General features: G+C 60.1%; 14 protein-coding genes and 1 pseudogene. 8 read left to right on the forward strand and 7 right to left on the reverse strand.

Annotated elements, in window-relative coordinates; genetic code table 11:
- Nucleotides 1-2: 2 nt before the first annotated feature.
- The 3 genes from RBRH_RS01070 to RBRH_RS01080 are packed head-to-tail and all read right to left on the reverse strand — an operon-like array spanning nucleotide 3 to nucleotide 3,081.
- Entirely contained in the window at nucleotides 3-695 is a 693-nt protein-coding gene (locus RBRH_RS01070) for a PIG-L deacetylase family protein (RefSeq protein ID WP_013434033.1), read from the reverse strand.
- Entirely contained in the window at nucleotides 692-1,753 is a 1,062-nt protein-coding gene (locus RBRH_RS01075) for a UDP-glucuronic acid decarboxylase family protein (protein WP_013434034.1), read from the reverse strand. The genes RBRH_RS01070 and RBRH_RS01075 overlap by 4 nt, the downstream gene beginning before the upstream one ends.
- On the reverse strand, nucleotides 1,753-3,081 hold the full coding sequence (locus tag RBRH_RS01080) for a glycosyltransferase family 4 protein (protein ID WP_013434035.1): 1,329 nt from the start codon (nucleotides 3,079-3,081) through the stop codon (nucleotides 1,753-1,755). The genes RBRH_RS01075 and RBRH_RS01080 overlap by 1 nt, the downstream gene beginning before the upstream one ends.
- A 301-nt stretch (nucleotides 3,082-3,382) precedes the next feature.
- Between RBRH_RS01080 and RBRH_RS01085 the strand changes: the two genes are divergently transcribed.
- Nucleotides 3,383-3,685, forward strand: coding sequence for a DUF2795 domain-containing protein (locus RBRH_RS01085; protein WP_041752974.1), 303 nt, complete (start codon nucleotides 3,383-3,385; stop codon nucleotides 3,683-3,685).
- A 368-nt stretch (nucleotides 3,686-4,053) separates the two neighbouring features.
- On the opposite strand, the gene RBRH_RS01090 is transcribed toward RBRH_RS01085, so the two are convergent.
- Entirely contained in the window at nucleotides 4,054-4,818 is a 765-nt protein-coding gene (locus RBRH_RS01090; protein WP_013434038.1) for a DUF4397 domain-containing protein, read from the reverse strand.
- A gap of 305 nt (nucleotides 4,819-5,123) precedes the next feature.
- On the opposite strand from RBRH_RS01090, the gene ku reads away from it, so the two are divergent.
- The 6 genes and pseudogenes from ku to RBRH_RS01120 all read left to right on the forward strand — a co-directional run bounded on the left by ku (nucleotide 5,124) and on the right by RBRH_RS01120 (nucleotide 12,160).
- Complete coding sequence (ku, locus tag RBRH_RS01095; RefSeq protein ID WP_013434040.1) at nucleotides 5,124-6,074, forward strand: non-homologous end joining protein Ku; 951 nt, start codon at nucleotides 5,124-5,126, stop codon at nucleotides 6,072-6,074.
- A 168-nt stretch (nucleotides 6,075-6,242) separates the two neighbouring features.
- Nucleotides 6,243-6,962 (forward strand): DUF1120 domain-containing protein, encoded by a 720-nt coding sequence (locus RBRH_RS01100; RefSeq protein ID WP_013434041.1) that lies wholly within the window; start codon nucleotides 6,243-6,245, stop codon nucleotides 6,960-6,962.
- Nucleotides 6,963-6,999: 37 nt separating this feature from the next.
- Nucleotides 7,000-7,719 carry a fimbria/pilus chaperone family protein gene (locus RBRH_RS01105; protein ID WP_041752975.1) on the forward strand — a complete coding sequence of 240 codons (720 nt, stop codon included), beginning with the start codon at nucleotides 7,000-7,002 and terminating at the stop codon, nucleotides 7,717-7,719.
- Between the two features lie 19 nt (nucleotides 7,720-7,738).
- The gene (locus RBRH_RS01110) at nucleotides 7,739-10,189 is read left to right on the forward strand and encodes a fimbria/pilus outer membrane usher protein (protein WP_013434043.1); all 2,451 of its coding nucleotides are present in this window, start codon (nucleotides 7,739-7,741) and stop codon (nucleotides 10,187-10,189) included.
- Nucleotides 10,190-10,676: 487 nt separating this feature from the next.
- Nucleotides 10,677-11,331: pseudogene (locus RBRH_RS01115) on the forward strand (peroxiredoxin).
- 181 nt (nucleotides 11,332-11,512) lie between these two features.
- Nucleotides 11,513-12,160, forward strand: coding sequence for a LysE family translocator (locus RBRH_RS01120; protein ID WP_013434046.1), 648 nt, complete (start codon nucleotides 11,513-11,515; stop codon nucleotides 12,158-12,160).
- 326 nt (nucleotides 12,161-12,486) lie between these two features.
- Here RBRH_RS01120 and argC read toward each other — a convergent pair whose 3' ends face one another.
- From argC to RBRH_RS01135, 3 genes are all read right to left on the reverse strand, one after another.
- Nucleotides 12,487-13,434: an N-acetyl-gamma-glutamyl-phosphate reductase gene (gene argC / locus RBRH_RS01125; RefSeq protein WP_013434047.1), complete on the reverse strand. Its 948-nt coding sequence runs from the start codon at nucleotides 13,432-13,434 to the stop codon at nucleotides 12,487-12,489.
- Between the two features lie 90 nt (nucleotides 13,435-13,524).
- Nucleotides 13,525-14,097 carry a YbhB/YbcL family Raf kinase inhibitor-like protein gene (locus RBRH_RS01130; protein WP_083813414.1) on the reverse strand — a complete coding sequence of 191 codons (573 nt, stop codon included), beginning with the start codon at nucleotides 14,095-14,097 and terminating at the stop codon, nucleotides 13,525-13,527.
- Nucleotides 14,098-14,411: 314 nt separating this feature from the next.
- The gene (locus RBRH_RS01135; protein WP_013434049.1) at nucleotides 14,412-15,098 is read right to left on the reverse strand and encodes an orotate phosphoribosyltransferase; all 687 of its coding nucleotides are present in this window, start codon (nucleotides 15,096-15,098) and stop codon (nucleotides 14,412-14,414) included.
- A gap of 220 nt (nucleotides 15,099-15,318) precedes the next feature.
- Here RBRH_RS01135 and RBRH_RS01140 point away from each other — a divergent pair, with 220 nt between their 5' ends.
- Nucleotides 15,319-17,589 carry an NADP-dependent malic enzyme gene (locus tag RBRH_RS01140; protein ID WP_041752977.1) on the forward strand — a complete coding sequence of 757 codons (2,271 nt, stop codon included), beginning with the start codon at nucleotides 15,319-15,321 and terminating at the stop codon, nucleotides 17,587-17,589.
- Nucleotides 17,590-17,693: the final 104 nt, after the last annotated feature.

Raw genomic sequence — 17,693 nt, forward strand, 5'->3', positions numbered from 1 at the left:
GCTCACGATGCCGCAGGAACACGCTGCAACCGCCAGTAGCACTCCGCGCGCTCGAGGTCGAGCAGTGTATCGGGCCTGAACAACGCGACCTGGCTCCGGTACGCTCGCACGGCCTGGGCTTTCGCGCGCGCGCTGCCGTCGGATGCGTCCTCGTCCACCAGCGCCGCCGGTTGCGCTGTCCAACCTTGCGCCTTCCAGTGCGCCAGCCGTTGCTCCATCAGGCCCTCCTTGCGCCGATACAGTGCCTCCTCATAAAAGAACCAGCGTCGGGTAGTGGGCTGCTCGCCAAGCAGCGCCAGCATCGCGCGCTGTACCCGGAGATGGTCACGGTGAAACAAGCCGGCCGGCGCCAGCACCCCCCTCTGCGCATGCGCATCCAGCAGCGAGCGAAGCGCGTCGAGCAACGCCTCGTCGGGTACGGCGCACTCGTACTGATCATCCAGGAAATCTAGCCAATGAGGTTCGGCGCGAAGAATCGACAGCGCGTGTCGGTCCTCCACGCGACGAGCCTGCATGGCTTCTTGCGCAGAATCGAAGCCCGCGTCGCGGTCCCACGGCGGCGCCGGCATGGCGCGGGGCGGTATGCCGGCGAAGACGGTCGCGACAATCGAGCCGGGTGCCTGGGCAAGCAGCCGGCCGCATCCAAACACCGCATCGTCCAGATGCGGCGAAATAACCAGCCAGCGCTCAGTCATGCTCGTGCCTGCTGCGCCGGTTCGCCGGCCTGCGCGGAATGTGCATGCGCGTCGGATATCGCGCAGCCTGCCTCGGCAGGCGTGCCGCCGTGCGGCCGATAAACACGCAACGCGGCACGTTGGACGAAATAGCGGACAGTACGTGTGAGTCCATCCGCCAGCGTCGTGGTCGGCGACCAGCCGAGGCGCCGCGCGGCGAGCGTCAGGTCCGGGCAACGTTGCCGCGGATCATCCGCCGGGAGCGGTGCATATCGGACAGGCACGCGGGCCCCGGTCACACGGATGACCTCGCGGGCGATCTCGCCGATCGTCACTTCAGCGGCGTTGCCCAGATTGACCGGCTCCGCAAACGGGCTCGGTGCCTCCATCAGGCGGATTAAGCCGTCGACCAAATCGTCCACGTAGCAAAACGAGCGGGTTTGAGTCCCATCGCCGTAGACGGTCAGCGCTTCGCCGGCCAACGCCTGGGTGATGAAATTCGACACCACGCGCCCGTCGGCCGGATGCATGCGGGGGCCGTACGTGTTGAAGATCCGCGCGATGCGGATATCGACGCGATGCTGCCGATAGTAATCGGCGAACAGGGTCTCGGCGCACCGCTTGCCTTCGTCATAGCACGAACGCACCCCGATCGGATTGACATTGCCCCAATACTGCTCACGCTGTGGATGCATCGACGGGTCGCCATAGACCTCGCTGGTCGACGCTTGCAGGATACGCGCCTTCACGCGCTTGGCCAGCCCGAGCAGGTTGATCGCGCCGTGCACGCTGGTCTTGGTGGTTTGGACCGGGTCCTGCTGATAGTGGACCGGGGAGGCGGGACACGCGAGGTTATAGATTTCGTCAACCTCGACGTACAACGGGAACGTCACATCGTGACGCATCATCTCAAAATTCGGCGCATCGAGCAGATGGGCGATGTTGTCCTTGGTGCCAGTATAAAAGTTATCCACGCATAGCACATCGTGGCCGGCCGTTACCAAGCGCTCGCACAAATGTGAGCCAAGAAAGCCGGCGCCGCCGGTGACCAAAATCCGCTTGCGGCCATATTCTTTCATTACCCATTCTCCTTCTGGTTCGGAATGGCTGCCGCCGGCATGATGGGCGAGCGCCGGCCGCCGCCGAGCGAGGTACCCGCGCGCGTGGGCCGCTGTGCTGTGTCGCGCAACTCGTCATAGACTTGAGCCAATTGCGCGGCGACGCTATCCCACGTATAGTCGCGCCGCACACGCCGGCGGCCCGCCAGGCCCATCGCCACCGCATGTTGTGGGTCGCTGCGCAGCGCCGCCAGTCTGCGAGCCAGCGCCGCGGGCTCGCGCGGCGGCACCAAGTAGCCCGTTACGCCATCCACGACAGTACTGCGGATGCCACCGACATTGCTGCCGATCACTGGCGTGGCGCAGGCCATCGCTTCCACTGGGGTGATGCCGAAAGGTTCGTACCATGGCGTGGTCACGAATACATCGGCCGCACTGTAGAACAGTTGCAGCACATCCCGGTCACGCCGGCCGACGAACGTCACGTGCTCGGCAACGCCCGCCTGCTGGGCGACGTGTATCAGCCGCGCCAATTCGGGGCAGCGTTCAGGGTCGGGCGTATAGTCGTTGCCCCCGACCACATATAGCCGCGTGGGCTGAGCAGAGTGCGCTGGCAAGTGAGCAAGCGCTTCGATCACGTTGTCCACGCCCTTGCGCGGCACCAGCCGTCCCAACTGCAATATGGCGAACTCGTCCGAGCGCCAACCGAGTCGCGCTCGGGCCTCGAGCTTCGGTACCGGTTGAAATTCATCGCTGTCAAAACCGCACGGAATGACCCGGATGCGTCGCGGGTCACCCGGATACAACGTCGTCAGGTCGATCTGATCTTGCGGGCATTCAGCGATCACCCGATCCGAGCGCTGCACCAGCGTATCTTCTATCGCAAAGCGCTCGTTTGGAAACGCATCGGCCATGCCTTGGTGCTGCCGGCGTACTCGGCCCAGTGCATGAAAAGTGGTGACCAGCGGGACACCAAGCTGCTGCTTCACGTGCAGCGCCGCCTCGCCAGACATGAAAAAGTTCGCGTGCATCACGTCGTAGGGCTCGGGTTGCCGACTGAAATAGTCGACGAGGAAGTCAGCAAAGCACGCCATATACGGCAGCAGCGCCTCTTTCGGCATGTCGTTGGGTGGCCCCGCGGGCACGTGGATGACTTGCATCCTGGGGCCTATGCGCATCACCTCCGGCAAGTGAGGGTTGTCACGGCGGGTAAAGACGTCAACGTGCCAGCCGCGCAATGCCAATTGTTTGGCCACGTTAGCCACGTAGATGTTCTGGCCGCCTGAGTCGACGCCGCCAATCACACCCAGCGGCGAGGCATGCTCGCTGATCAGAGCGATTTTTTTCATAGTGACTGTTCCCGATTGATGAAGGCAGCGGTGCCTTTATGCGGTGCACTACGCAAGCGATGTACCCGCATGCCGACCCGACCCTATCATCCGCATTGCAGTGCGCCGAGTCGGGGCAAGCCTCAGCGGAGTTCGAAAAAGTTACAACCGCGTGACACAATCGGGGTATCGCCGCAGCACGTTGCCGGCGGTGCAGCGGTGTGGGAATGTGCTGCGGGGAATGGAGTTTGCGGCGTGACGATCACGTGGCGCGTGCAGGCCTGCCGCGCCCTTTATGTCATCGGCTTTAAAGGAGATCGTTATGACTTCCCGTCATCCTCACACCGGTCACGAATTGAGCCATGCGCGGGCGCATGAAGGCGACCGCGTCCAGCAAGACCATGATAAGGGTGGTCACCAGAGCGGGCATGGCAAGGCGCCAAGTCCGGTGGATATCCAAAAGGCGCTCAAGGGCATGGACTACCCGGCCAGCAAGGAAGACGTCATTCAATGCGCGCAACGCTCGCATGCCGACGACAGCGTGCTGGAGATGCTCAAGCGTATTCCGGAGCGGGAGTACGGCACCCCGGCTTCGGTATCCAAGGAAGTCGGAAAACTGATGTGATCCGAGCGTGCTGTGCGAGCATGACCGACGGCGCGGCGCGGAGTTGATACGGCGCCGGAGCCCGGTCCTGCTACCGCATGATATTGGGGGGCACCTTTCCTATGGCCACCGTCATCAGCGCGGTGGCACTTCATCCGAACGCCTTAAGTACGATACCGCTGGCCAGCGCGCCCGCCCCGCGACGCGCGAGGCCAATAGCGTCGCCAGCGCTAGCATCGGAATTGCGCCGACGTCACCCCAGCATCAGCACCGGAGCTGCGAAGCGGCCTCGCTAGCGACTGGCCGCAGCGCGTTGGCGGCTTGCCCGTCGATGCAATAATGTGAATGATCGGTGCCGGGCAAGCGTGTCGCCACGCGCAGTGCCTCTTTTATTGAGACGTCAGTTCCTGGGCGGACGTATCGGCCTCGTTGCCCTGAGCGACCAGGGCATGGATGTTGCCCGGCACGACGCCGCCAATGCCGCTCGACGGGATCGTCAAGATAAGCCAATCGGCGTTGTTAGCCAAGTTGACCGGCGCGCTTCTCAAAATCGGCGTCTTCGTGCCGGCATGGGTGACGATAACCTGATACGTGCCGCCGGATAGGTACACTGAATCTTGACCGGATTCGGGTACCGCGTGCTGATAGGCGACGGAGGCTACCGTGGGCGTCACATTGGAGATATCAGTACCGGGCGCCACGACATAGATGTCCACGTTCGGCGCGTTAAACGACGCATTGAATCCCCGTACGCGTGCCTTGTCCGAGAGCAAGCCCTTGTCATACGGATCGTCGATCACAGAGACTGCGGACGGCGAACCCTGGATTGCAATCGTCGTGTAATGGTGTCCTTTGGCTGCATTGAATGCCTGTGAGGCCAGCGTCAAAGACGTGCCGGTTGCATTGTAAGTGGCGCTCTGGGTGCCTGCGCCGACATCGCGATAACGCGTAACGCTTTTGTACTGTACGTCGGTCGCATTCGCTTGCCCGTTTAGATAGTAATCTAGATTCGGGCCAATCGGAACGGCATTGATGAACCTTGCCTGCGCAGAGCTCAGCCCAAGCTCGGTGCCGAGGTCCTTCCCTCCCCCACCACACGCGCCCAACATCAGCGTGGCCAGGGTCAACGTCGCAACGGTACGGATTGATTTCATAACATCCTCTTAGTTATCAGTAGAACAAAACGAACGAATACTGAATTCCTTTGTGGCAACGGTATTTTGTTTTACGTCACATCTGTATAGGGCTTTGGCTTGGTATTTCAACAATAGTCTCATCGTATTGCGCAACGGACATACCGAGGGCGTTTCCGATAAGCAAGCGCTGTTCCCGAAAGATGCGAAACCACGCGGCTAGCCTGGCTGGTACGTAGCTTGCATACCCGGAACGCTACGGCAGGCGGCGGTAAAGCCGACAATACGGCGCACGTGCGTCGCAGGATCACACGAAGGGAGGCTCCATGGCGTCACGAATGATTTGGAAAGGCGCGATCAGTTTTGGCCTCGTGCATGTCCCGGTGCAGCTGTATCCGGCTACCCGGACGGTGAAGCCATCGTTCCGGATGCTGGACAAGCATTCGATGGATCCGATCGGCTATCGCCAGGTCAACAAGCGCACAGGAAAGGAAGTGCCGCGCGAGGATATCGTGCGCGGCTACGAGTACGACAAAGAGCGCTATGTGGTATTGACCGACGAGGAGATTCGCGCGGCCAATCCAGACTCGACGCAAACGGTCGATATCTTGACCTTTGTCGATTCGAAGGCCGTGTCGTTTCTGTACGTTGATACACCGTACTATCTCGTGCCGGATCGGAAGGGCGAAAAGGTCTACGCGTTGCTCCGCGACGCGTTGAAAGCGACTGGCAAAATCGGTATCGCGTTGGTCGTCATGCATGGCCGCCAACACCTTGGCGCACTGATTCCGGTGGGTCCGTTGCTCGCGCTAGACACGTTGCGCTGGAAGGATGAACTGCGGGCGCTGGCTGAACTCCCGCTGCCGGAGGTCGACGCGAAGAAGGCCGGCGTTACGGCTCGTGAGTTGGAGATGGCCAAGAAGCTCATTGATGACATGAGCGGTGAATGGAAGCCCGAGGACTACCACGATACGTTCCGGGACGACATCCTGGCGTTGGTCGAAAAGAAAATCCGAGCGGACAAGACGCGAAAAATCCCGAGTATCGAGACCTCGGCAAAAAGGCGGACCGCCGATGTGGTTGACTTGTCCGAGCTGTTACGGCGCAGCCTTGGGCAATGCAAGGATGGATCGAGCATCGACGAGGATATGGCCAGTGCCGATAAGCGGAAAAAAACGACGACCCGCAAGGAGCCCGTTACGAAAGCAGGCAAGGGCGGGGCAAAAACTGCGACAGCATCCAAAAAAACTTCTCCGGGCAAGCGCCGCGCCGCATGATAGTCGTAAAAGGCGTTTTGTCTTGTTGTGGACGAAGATCATAACGCAGTACTTCGTATCACAACGGATCATCTCGTATTTTGTGACACAATTGATGGGCGTTGGTCACTATAATTTTGGTCCGCCAACGCCACCCGCGTAAGCAACGCATTTAATCGCACAGCATTTATGAGATTACCGATCGTGCACGCTATATTTTTGGTTTTGTTGTTTAGCAGTTCTTCTGAAATATTCGCCAATCCAGAAAAACAGGGACATCAAGAAAAACAGATTATTATAACTGGAAAAATCAACCCCGGCGCATGTGAAATAGCTGAACTGGCCCCTTCGCGAATCAGCCTCGGGAACTTGGACTCACTTCATCTGGAAAGAAACATGATAACGCAGTTGGAACCGCACGATGTCAAAATTGGTATCCAATGCACCGCGCCTACGTCGATAGTGATCCGATCGAGCGATGATATCGGTGTGGCCAATCCGTTCGCGACAGGCAGTGTGCTGCTCGACAAGGCAACGGCAACGCTAAGTGAAAGGCTTGGAGCCCTAAGAGGTGCGCTCGCTTCCAATGGCAAACCGGTTGGCGTATACGCCATTGAGTTGCATGATATGAGATACGCGGACGAACGGGGTGGAGGTGATGCGGAACCTTTAGGACGAAAAAAGGGGATGGAAGGGTGGGAAGCGTTTGATAACGGTACGGGCGACTCTCGACTACTGAACGGCCCATACGATGAGTTGACATGGTCCTCGGATGGGATTAGCCCTGTCAACGGTATGCGTTTTGATGCGACACTGAAAATCGTACCCTACATTATACCGACCGGTCGGTTGAATCTCACCGATACTATCGATTTTGAAGGAAAATCCACCATTACGCTAACGTATTAACTTGCATCAAGCAGTGTTGTCTAGACGGAATTTCAAATTGAACGTACTGAAGTATTGGCGCGCAGCAGTATGCGCGATCCAGGCGCTTGTATGTGCCTATCTCGGAATGGGGCCGCATTATGCCGCTGCAGTTGGTGTCGTGCCGGAAACCTCAGCTGTACTGATCGACGAAAACAGCGGCGAGGCGGCGATCAAAGTGCGCAACACCGATGCTCATCCGATTATCTTGCACACCGCCATCATCGATACAAAAGAGGACCCTGCCAGGCTAATCGTGGCCACGCCTTTGGCGGCCAGGCTTGAGCCGGGTGAGTCCCAGTTAGTCCGTTTCATGTTGATCAACAAAGAGCCACTAAAATATGAGCGGATGAAGCGGGTTGTATTCGAGGGGCTGCCACCCGAACTCTCTAGCCATAATGCGGTCGATTTGATCGTGCGGCAAGACCTTCCAGTCATTGTCAAGCCGGCAGCCTTGCCCGTAGACAAGGAACCGTGGAAACGATTGACGGCACAGGTCCGGGACGGCGTGGTCACTTTATCCAATCCGTCTGACTATGTCGTACGACTGGAACAGCGTGCCCAGATTCTGCCGCAAAAGACCATGGTTACGTTATCCCGTCGCTATATCCTGCCCGGCGAACAGGTTCTCGTCGGGAAGGCGCGGCAAGCCGGCGCCAAGACGATCCGTTTATTCCCGATGACGCGCTACGGCTATACAGCCAGCGCATATGATCTGCAAGTGACGGCTTCGCACTGAGCCTGGGCAGGGACCCATCGTGCAGCATCGCAATACCGCCACAGGGTGCGCTTGGCCGGGCGTGCGATGCGCCCCTGCTGTATTGCTGTGTGTCGGCATCACGAGCGCGAGCGCCGCTGCGTGGGCCGCCGATACGGTCAAATTTGACCTAGATCGGCTGCGCGCTCGCGGTCTGCCGGTGGAACTTGCGAACTACTATGAACGTGGCGCCCGCTTCGATCCCGGTTACAACCGCGTATCGCTTTGGGTAAACGGCGCGTCACGAGGGGAAATCCAGGCGTATTTTAAGCCGGATGGCAGCCTGTGCGTGACACGTGAACTACTCGAGCGCGCCAGCTTGAACGTTCCTGAGGGTTTGGCGAGCACGGCCAACGCGAGTTCGAGCTACGGGGCGTCCCGTTCTTCACCGTGCATCGATTATCAAGCTGCGTTCGCGCAGACTTTGATAAAACTGATTCCGCATGCATCCCGCATCGAGTTGATCGTGCCGCCGCAGGCGATGCGTCGCAGAACGCGCGTACCGAAACAGTTCGATGACGGCGGTGTCGCAGGCCTGCTCAATTACGACGCTTATCTGTCTGAGTGGCGTCACCCGGCCGGGACAAGCCGCAACTTCAACGTGCGCTCAGAGGGCGGCTTCAATGCCTATGGTTGGATCGTGCGATCGCATCAGTCGCTACGCGAATCGCGGCGCCGCCGATACGTGTTCCACGACAGAGCGTATGCGCAACGGACGTTGCCGGATATGCAAAAGACGCTGCAAATGGGCCAGATCCTAGTGTCAAACGGGGTAATCGGCGGCATCCCGCTCGATGGCGCACAGCTCACACCGGACACCGCGTTGCTTCGCACGCGACTGCATGCACCGCGTGTGGAAGGCATTGCTTCTTCGCAGGCCAGCGTCGTGATCCGGCAAGCCGGTCGCCAGATTTATTCAACGCTCGTTCCACCCGGTCCATTTGCGATAGACGATGTGGAACTGTACAGCGATATGTCCGACTTGACCGTGACGGTCATTGAGGAGGACGGATCTCGGCGCGAGTTCGTCGTGCCCGTTACATCGCTCGGCGCGGGCGCCACGGTCGATGCCCCAGGATTTTCGTTGGCGCTAGGCAATTTCAACGGCCGTACGACAACGTTTCCCGGGGCCGTGCTGACAGGCGCTGGCTGGCTTGGTCCGGCCACCAGCGCGGCAGCCGCTGCGATCGTGGCACACCATTACCAAGCCGCGGGCGCGGCGCTGACTGTCTTGCCACGGCGTGGCCCGATGCTGGCGACGCGACTGCTTGCCTCACGGCATTCACCGGCATCCGCTTCCGGCATACGCGCCAGCATACGCATGAGTAGCCACCTGAGCCGCGACTTTTCCGCCAGTGTATCCGCGGGCGCTCGGAGTGCGGGTTTTCGCCATCTCTTTGATTCGAGAGCGAACAGCAGGCGATGCAGTGCGATGGACTATTCGGTCCAGTTGAACTATGCGGCACCCTATGGATCGGTCGGCCTTGGATACGGACAGTCATTTGCTGCTGGCAACACGACGGGGCGCTACGTGAACGGCGCGGTCTCAATGCAGGTGGCCGGCGTGTCGGTCGGGCTTGTAGCCCGATGCGATTCATCCCGTTTTAGCAAGGCACGCACTTCGACATACCTGAGCGTCAGTGTTCCACTGGGCCGCACTGGCGCTCGCGCACACGCGTCGCTGGCAGACTCGGTGCTCCGGAGCGGCATGCGGATGAACCATTCGCTGGGCAGCAGAACGCACTATAGCGGGTCGTTTCAACGCGACCATGCGCGCGGCGACACGTCGGTCGACGTAGACGTGAGCCATAGCAACCGTTTTGCACGTATGTCGGCCGGTGTGCTGCGTTCGTCACGGGCATTATCCTACTCAGCGGCATTGAGCGGCTCATTGGCGGTGCACCGTGACGGATTCGGATTCTCGCCTTACCGAATCGGAGATACGTTCGGCGTTGTATCGACATCTGGTGTGCCCGGCGTGACGATTCTCACGCGTGCGGGTGTCGTGGAGACAGATCGCACTGGCCATGCGATATTGCCGTCGCTGCCCGCGTACGCGGCTTCGCCCGTCGAGATTGCAACGCGCAGCCTGCCGCGTAACGCCGATGTGGAAAATGGCTACAGGGCCGTGCAGCCCGCACGAGGTTCAGTGCAAAAGGTCCGATTCAACGTGACGACGGTACGCCGTGCGCTGCTGGAGGTATCCACAGAGGGCGGCTCAACGATCCAGCGCGGCACCCCCGTGCTGGACGACAGGGGTAATATGGTCGCTACCGTACTAGATGATCAGCAGGTATTCCTGCCGCTTGCGACGCCAGATAAGCTTTTGACCGTCCGACTCGCGGATGGCGGATATTGCCAACTCACCTACACGTTACCCGACGAGCCGGATCCCAAGCGCACGTTCGAACGTGTACCGGCGCACTGTATCCCGGTTCCGACGGACCGGTAACGGTCTGTCTTCAGTTTTTTATTTATCTATATATTTCTGTAATAGTAGTTAACAACGACTGCGTCACGCTGTGGATAACTGCAAAAACACTTTAATGGATCAATACGATACCGTTCCGATAACACTATGCGGGATCAGGGGATAGCGCGGGCGAAAGTGGGATAACGTGTCTGCGGCCCTGCGTTGCCAATGCGTTGTCCAGATTTCACACAAAGGCTGTGCATCCAGCTATCCAGACGTTGTCCAACGCTATGAGTGGATAACTGTTCAGCACGGGTGCCGGTCGGTTGCCCTGGAGGTTGATTGCACAGCGGCCCGAACAGCTAAGCAGACAAGGTTGACAACGCGCGCTGATGGACGGTGTTGGGCGAGCACGCTACTCTTCCTATAATTGCAGTTCGTATGCACGGGTTGACGCAGATTTTCGCAGCGGTTGCGCGGTTGGCTGCATGACCGTGCGCCGTCACCACGTAAATGGAGGCCTGATATGTCGATTCGCATAGGCGACGAAGCACCCGATTTCACCGCCGACACCACGGAAGGTCAAATTCGTTTCCACGAATGGATCGGCGACCATTGGGCGATTCTGTTCTCGCACCCGAAGGACTTCACACCGGTGTGCACGACCGAGCTGGGCTACGTCGCGCGGCTTAAAACCCGAATTCGACAAGCGCAACACGAAGGTGATTGGCTTGTCGATCGATCCGGTCAGTGACCACAAGCGTTGGGTGGGGGACATCGCCGAGACACAAGGCTATCCGATCAACTATCCATTGATCGGCGATGAAAACTTAAGCGTCGCGAAGTTGTACGACATGATTCACCCCAATGCGAGCGCTGGACCACGCAATGCGAACGACAACGCGACCGTGCGCGCGGTGTTCATCATCGGTCCAGACAAGAAAATCAAGGCCACGTTCACTTATCCAATGAGTGCGGGACGTAACTTTGACGAAATACTGCGCTTGCTCGATGCATTGCAACTGAACGCGAAGCATTCCGTGGCGACGCCGGTGAACTGGAAGCCGGGCGACGATGTGATCATCCCGACGTCGGTATCCGATGAAGAAGCGAAGAAAAAGTATCCGGAAGGCTTTAAGATGCTCAAGCCGTACCTGCGTACCGTCGCGCAGCCGAAATAACCCAGGCGGGCAGTCTCTTATCCGGACCGTTGCGGATGTGCACAGGGGGTTTGCGTTTTTGGAGGATCAGGGTTTATACTTAAATCCGTCTCCTCCATGTCTCCTCCGATATGGATTCAGCCCGCCGTATTGGCGGGCTTTTTTTCGCCTGCGTATTATCCGACCCTAATAAAAGAACGCTGTGACGCTCCATACGTGGTGGTTTTTTGTTGCAACTGTGTTCATTGTATCGGCCATTCCGGGCCCGAACATGCTGTTGATGATGTCCAGCGGCGCGCGGTATGGCTTACGCCGAAGCAGTTGGGCGATGGCCGGCTGCCTGTCGGCGCTGGTGCTGATGTTGTCCGTCTCGGCCGCCGGACTGGGGGTATTCCTGCAAGCTTGGCCGGCGATGTTCAACGCATTGCGCGTGGCAGGCGCTGCTTACCTGATGTACCTGGGCATCAAGGCGTGGCGCGCGCCGGTGGAGTCGGCGTCGCACGGTGCGGCCGATACGCGACCGGTCGAGCGTGATGCGGCGCATCGTGTCACGCGCTTTGCGATGTTTCGCACAGGCTTTCTGGTGGGCGCGAGCAATCCGAAGGCCCTACTTTTCGCTGCCGCACTGCTGCCACAGTTCATTAACGCCGCTGCGCCGACGTGGCCGCAATTCAGCATGCTGGTGCCGACGTTCGCGCTCATCGAGGTCGGTTGGTACATGGTCTATGCCGGATGCGGCTCGCGGATTGGAGAACGCCTTCGCAGCCGTAGCATGGCGAAGGCGTTCAATCGGCTCACCGGCGGCGCATTCGTCGGCTTTGGCGCGCTGATGGTGCTGGTGCGGCACTAAACGCGCTCGCTTCCTTGCGGTCGAGACGTGCATACCGGGTGCCGGGAATTGGCAATGCATGAGACGTCGTGAACGCGTCGGCGCTTAGAAAGGAAGGGATCGGCGCGGCGTAGGAAAGTTGTATCGTTGCAACACGACGCAGGAAACCTGGTTACAGGCAGAAATTTGTTGCAACGCACCAAATAACTTGCTAGGGTGGAGCCGTCTCCTCCATGTCTCCTCTGATATGGATTAAGCCCGCCAAACGGCGGGCTTTTTTTCCTCTTGCATTACGGCGGCAGCGAAAGCCGCTGCGCTGAGAATGTGCGTTACCGCTGCCCGCAACGTCAAGCCGTTAATCCGATCCGTTCGTCTGCGCCGATGGCGAGATTCATGCACTGCACGGCTGCACCGGATGCGCCCTTGCCGAGATTGTCGAGTCGCGCGATCGTCATGATGCGCTCTTCATTGCCGAAGACGAACAGGTCGACGCGATTGGTGCCGTTATTGGCTTGCACATCGAAAAAGCCATCGTCTAGGTTCTCCGGCGCACCCAATGGCATGACCCGAACAAACGCTTCGCCGGCATAGTGGTCTGCCAGCACGGCATGAACGTCGGCCGGTGTCACTCGCCGTGCCAATTGCGTTGGGGGAAGATAGGTGGTGACCGCGAGCCCCTTGTAAAACGCGCCGACGATTGGCGTGAACGCTGGCATTATCGTCAGCCCGGAATGGACCATCATTTCCGGCAGGTGTTTGTGCGTCAGCCCAAGCGCGTAGGGGCGCGGACTCGACAACGCGGGAGCCGGGTTGTCCTCGTAGGCCGCGATCAATTTCTTGCCACCACCACTGTATCCGGTGATTGAATAGGCTGTTGCGACGAAGCCGGCCGGCACGATACCAGCATTGACCAGCGGATGCATGGCCAGCACGAACGCCGACGCATGACATCCAGGCACCGCAATGCGCTTGCTCGCGCGGATTTTTTCCCGCTGCGCGCGGTTCAGCTCGGGCAACCCGTACGCCCAGTCCGGTTGCGTGCGGAACGCGGTGCTGGCGTCGATGATCACCACGCGGTCACTGTCGACCAGCGACACGGACTCGCGCGATGCGGTATCCGGCAGGCACAGGAACGTGACGTCGGAGGCGTTGATCAGCCGGCGCCGCTCGTCAGGATCCTTTCGCTTCGCCTCGTCGATACGCAATACCTCAATGTCGCGCCGTGCCGCGAGGTATTCATTGATCTTCAGCCCCGTCGTGCCGTCCTGCCCGTCGACAAAAACTTTGGTTGTCATTGCGTGCCCGCCTTATGCTCCGATACCGTTAAACAGGTATTCTAAGGCCCCGGGCGGGACAGATTCGGGGCGGTTGCGAAAAAAATGCCGTTATCGGGTATAGGTCACGATAATCCGCGCGGCGGCAAGGGCGGCCACCGAGATTTCGTGCTCGAACACAGCGGCAGGGCGCCCGCTGGCCAGCCGCAGGTCCTGGGTGCGTAGCGCCCACACGGTGACGATATAGCGATGCGCTCTGCCGGTCGGCGGACACGGGCCGCCATAGCCGTCATCGCCGAAGTCGTTGCGGGCCTCGATGGCGCCGATTGACTTCAGGAAGCCCGATCCGCTGGCATTGGTCGGCAATCGATGGACGTTAGCTGGAATGCCGGCGACGGCCCAGTGCCACCAGCCGCGACCCGGTGCATCGGGATCGAAGAGCGTCACCGCAAAGCCCCGGGTGCCGGGCGGCGCGTTACGCCACGACAGATCCGGGGAATGGTTGGATCCGCTACAGCCGCGCTTGTTGTAGACCTGCGCGCGTGGCACGTGTTGGTTGGGGCGTAACGCTGCGCTGTGCAACTCGAACGGGCGGCTTACGCCACCCGCTGACGTCGGCATGGCGCTGGCGGGTGCATTGTCCGTCTGGGCGAGAGGCTGGACAACCAGCAGCCACCCGGCCATGGACAAGCTCTGCCACACGCGAACATGCGAACGACGGGATGCTCGATGCTGCTGGCGACGCGGACGCATGGGCCGGAAACCTCCTGTCCTTGACGCAACGTTGTTATAACGAACAGTCAGGCACAGCGCGTTCGGTGCCGGTCGGCCGGAGCGGGACCGGGCAGCGCCGGCAAACACGCAGGCAGTCTATCATCCAGACCCATTTGCAAGGTAGCCGCGGCGCCAGTGACCACGATCGAAGGTCTCCCAGATACGACAAAGCCGCCCATGAGGGCGGCTTTGTCGTATCTGGGCATCGGCCCCGATGGGTTCCGCTATTGCGGCGCGGACGTCGCGCCGCCATGCGCAGCCGACCATTGAGCGGGTGCGTGCAGGAACTTCTCGACTTCGTCCAGCGTTTTCGTGTCAAAGTACCCCTTATCCTTGGCCACGCGCAGCACGTCCCACCAGGTCGCCAGCGCGTGCAGATCGACGCCGACATCCTTGAGCACCGACACGCTTTCCTTGAAGATGTTGTAGTGGAACAGCACGAAGCAGTGTTCGACGCTCGCGCCGGCGGTGCGCAATGCATTGATAAAGTTGATCTTGCTGCGGCTGTCGGTCGTCAGATCCTCGACCAGCAGCACCCGTGAACCTTCTTGCAGAAACCCCTCGATCTGCGCATTACGGCCGAAACCCTTTGGCTTTTTGCGAACGTATTGCATCGGCAGGCCCATGCGGTCGGCAATCCATGCGGCGAACGGGATGCCGGCAGTCTCGCCGCCCGCCACCGAGTCCACTTGCTCGAATCCGACGCCGGCATAAATTGTCGATTCGGCCATGTCCATCAGTGCGTTGCGCACGCGAGGATAGGAAATCAGCTTCCGGCAATCAATATAGACCGGGCTCGCCCATCCGGACGTGAAGATATACGGCTTTTCGGCGTTGAAGTGGACGGCCTGGACCTCGAGCAAAATTCTGGCGGTAGTGTCGGAGATCGTTTGACGATCGATGCCTATCATCGGGAAAATCCTTGGAATCGGGGGTGTGGGTCGGGCGGGACTGCGCGACGCGCGTAGCCCGCTATTGTACCTCAGTCGGGTGCCATGCTGGCCGACCGCGCCCGGGGTCATGGTGTGCGCCGGGTTTGTCCTCCGTACCTGCGTCGTCGGACGGCAGTTCATGGGGTGTACACTTATCGCCCCCGCCATATCCAATTTCTATTTACATACACGTCGCACCATGGACGAACAACTGAAGCAAAGCGCTCTGGCCTATCATCAGAATCCAAAGCCCGGCAAGATTTCGGTCACCCCGACCAAGCCGCTGTCGAACCAGCTTGACCTGTCACTCGCCTATTCTCCGGGCGTCGCGGCCGCGTGCGAGGCGATCCATGCCGAGCCGCTCGATGCGCAGAAGTACACGTCGCGCGGCAATTTGGTCGGCGTCGTCACGAACGGCACGGCGGTACTGGGGCTTGGCAATATCGGGCCGTTGGCCGCTAAGCCGGTGATGGAGGGCAAGGGTTGCTTGTTCAAAAAATTCGCCGGTATTGACGTGTTCGACATCGAGCTTGCGGAATCTGATCCGGACAAGCTGGTCGAGGCGATCGCGATGCTCGAGCCGACCCTAGGCGGCATCAATCTGGAGGATATCAAGGCGCCGGAGTGCTTCTATATCGAGCAGAAGCTGCGCGAGCGGATGAAGATCCCGGTGTTCCACGACGATCAGCATGGCACGGCAATCATTGCGTCGGCGGCGATCCTGAACGGCCTGAAGGTCGTCGGCAAGCACATCGCCGAGGTGAAGCTGGTCGCCTCGGGCGCGGGCGCGGCGGCAATTGCGTGCCTGGACCTGCTGGTCAAGCTCGGCCTGAGCAAGGACAACATTCTCGTGGCCGACTCCAAGGGCGTAATCTATGAGGGACGTGGCCATCTCGATCCGTCCAAGCAACGCTATGCGGCGCACACCGATGCGCGCACGCTAGCTGACGCGATCAAAGGCGCCGATGTGTTCCTCGGCTGCTCGAGCGCTGGCGTGCTGAAACCGGAAATGGTCCGGGAGATGGCCAATAAGCCATTGATTCTGGCGCTGGCCAATCCGGAGCCGGAGATCCGGCCGGAGGAGGCTAAGAAGGTTCGGCCCGATTGCATTATCGCCACGGGCCGCTCCGACTATCCGAATCAGGTTAATAACGTCCTATGTTTCCCGTTCATCTTCCGCGGCGCGCTCGACGTGGGGGCGACTACGATCACCGAAGAGATGAAGCTCGCCTGCGTGCGCGCGATTGCGGAGTTGGCCGAGGAGAGTGACCAGGGCGACGAGGTGGCCAAGGCGTACGAGGGCCACACACTCGAATTCGGTCCTGAGTATCTGATCCCGAAGCCGTTCGATCCGCGACTGATTATCAAGATTGCACCAGCTGTTGCGCAGGCGGCGATGGATTCATGCGTCGCGACGCGGCCGATTGTCGACATGCAAGCCTATCGGGAGCAGCTTGCCACGACGGTGTACCGCACCGGCATGGTGATGCGGCCCGTATTCGCCGCAGCCAAGGCGTCCAACGCACGGATCGTGTTCGCCGAGGGCGAGGACGAGCGCGTGCTGCGCGCCGCGCAATTCGTGTTGACCGAGCGCATCGCCAAGCCGATCATCGTCGGACGTCCGGCCGTGGTCGAGATGCGTTTGAAGAAGATGGGCTCGAAGCTGCGCGCCGGCCAAGACTTCGAGATCGTCGATCCGGAAGACGATCCGCGCTATCACCGGTGCTGGCAGGACTATCACGAGCTTGGGGCGCGCATGGGCGTGACGCCCGAAGTGGCCAAGGCCGCGATGCGCAAGTCGAACACATTGATCGGCGCCATGCTGGTGCGGCTCGGCGATGCCGACGGTATGGTGTGCGGCTTGATCGAATCGTTCCATAGCCATCTGAAGTACATTGATCAAGTGCTGGGCCGCGCCAGCGACGCGCAGCACTATGCAGCGATGAACCTGCTGATGTTGCCCGGCCGCAATCTGTTCATCTGCGATACCTACGTGAACGAAGTGCCGAGCGCGGAGCAACTTGCCGACATGGCGATCTTGGCGGCGCGCGAGGTCGAGAAATTTGGCATCGTGCCGAAGATCGCATTACTGTCAAATTCGAACTTTGGCAGCGTGCCGACGGCTTCCTCGCAGCGCATGGCCCAAGCCCGTGCGCTGATTGCCGAGCGTGCCGCGCATCTGGAAGTCGATGGCGAAATGCACGGCGATGCGGCGCTGTCCGAGGTGATCCGCAAGCAGGCGATGCCCGGCACTACACTCAGCGGCGAGGCGAATCTACTGATCATGCCGAACGTCGAGGCGGCCAACATCACGTACAACCTGCTGAAGATGATCGGCGGGGAGGGTGTGACGGTCGGGCCGTTCCTGCTCGGCACGGCGAAGCCCGTGCACATCTTGACGCCGGCATCCACCGTGCGCCGCATTATCAACATGACTGCGGTGGCATCGGCCAACGCACGCGTTGGTTAAGCGCGCCCGTCTGCGCGGCGTAGCCGCGTTGCCGGGCACCGCTTAAAGGTTATCCTGCGCCAACCCACTGGGCGAGACCCGAAATCAAGCCTCGCCGGGTGGAG

Source organism: Mycetohabitans rhizoxinica HKI 454 (assembly GCF_000198775.1).
GTDB lineage: Bacteria > Pseudomonadota > Gammaproteobacteria > Burkholderiales > Burkholderiaceae > Mycetohabitans > Mycetohabitans rhizoxinica.

What these genes read in the sequence shown, in the direction of transcription:
- RBRH_RS01080 (WP_013434035.1), bottom strand. Translation starts at nt 3,081, where the DNA reads ATGAAAAAAATCGCTCTGATCAGCGAGCATGCCTCGCCGCTGGGTGTG.
- RBRH_RS01070 (WP_013434033.1), bottom strand. Translation starts at nt 695, where the DNA reads ATGACTGAGCGCTGGCTGGTTATTTCGCCGCATCTGGACGATGCGGTG.
- argC (WP_013434047.1), bottom strand. Translation starts at nt 13,434, where the DNA reads ATGACAACCAAAGTTTTTGTCGACGGGCAGGACGGCACGACGGGGCTG.
- RBRH_RS01135 (WP_013434049.1), bottom strand. Translation starts at nt 15,098, where the DNA reads ATGATAGGCATCGATCGTCAAACGATCTCCGACACTACCGCCAGAATT.
- RBRH_RS01140 (WP_041752977.1), top strand. Translation starts at nt 15,319, where the DNA reads ATGGACGAACAACTGAAGCAAAGCGCTCTGGCCTATCATCAGAATCCA.
- RBRH_RS01100 (WP_013434041.1), top strand. Translation starts at nt 6,243, where the DNA reads ATGAGATTACCGATCGTGCACGCTATATTTTTGGTTTTGTTGTTTAGC.
- RBRH_RS01085 (WP_041752974.1), top strand. Translation starts at nt 3,383, where the DNA reads ATGACTTCCCGTCATCCTCACACCGGTCACGAATTGAGCCATGCGCGG.
- RBRH_RS01075 (WP_013434034.1), bottom strand. Translation starts at nt 1,753, where the DNA reads ATGAAAGAATATGGCCGCAAGCGGATTTTGGTCACCGGCGGCGCCGGC.
- RBRH_RS01090 (WP_013434038.1), bottom strand. Translation starts at nt 4,818, where the DNA reads ATGAAATCAATCCGTACCGTTGCGACGTTGACCCTGGCCACGCTGATG.
- ku (WP_013434040.1), top strand. Translation starts at nt 5,124, where the DNA reads ATGGCGTCACGAATGATTTGGAAAGGCGCGATCAGTTTTGGCCTCGTG.
- RBRH_RS01130 (WP_083813414.1), bottom strand. Translation starts at nt 14,097, where the DNA reads ATGGCCGGGTGGCTGCTGGTTGTCCAGCCTCTCGCCCAGACGGACAAT.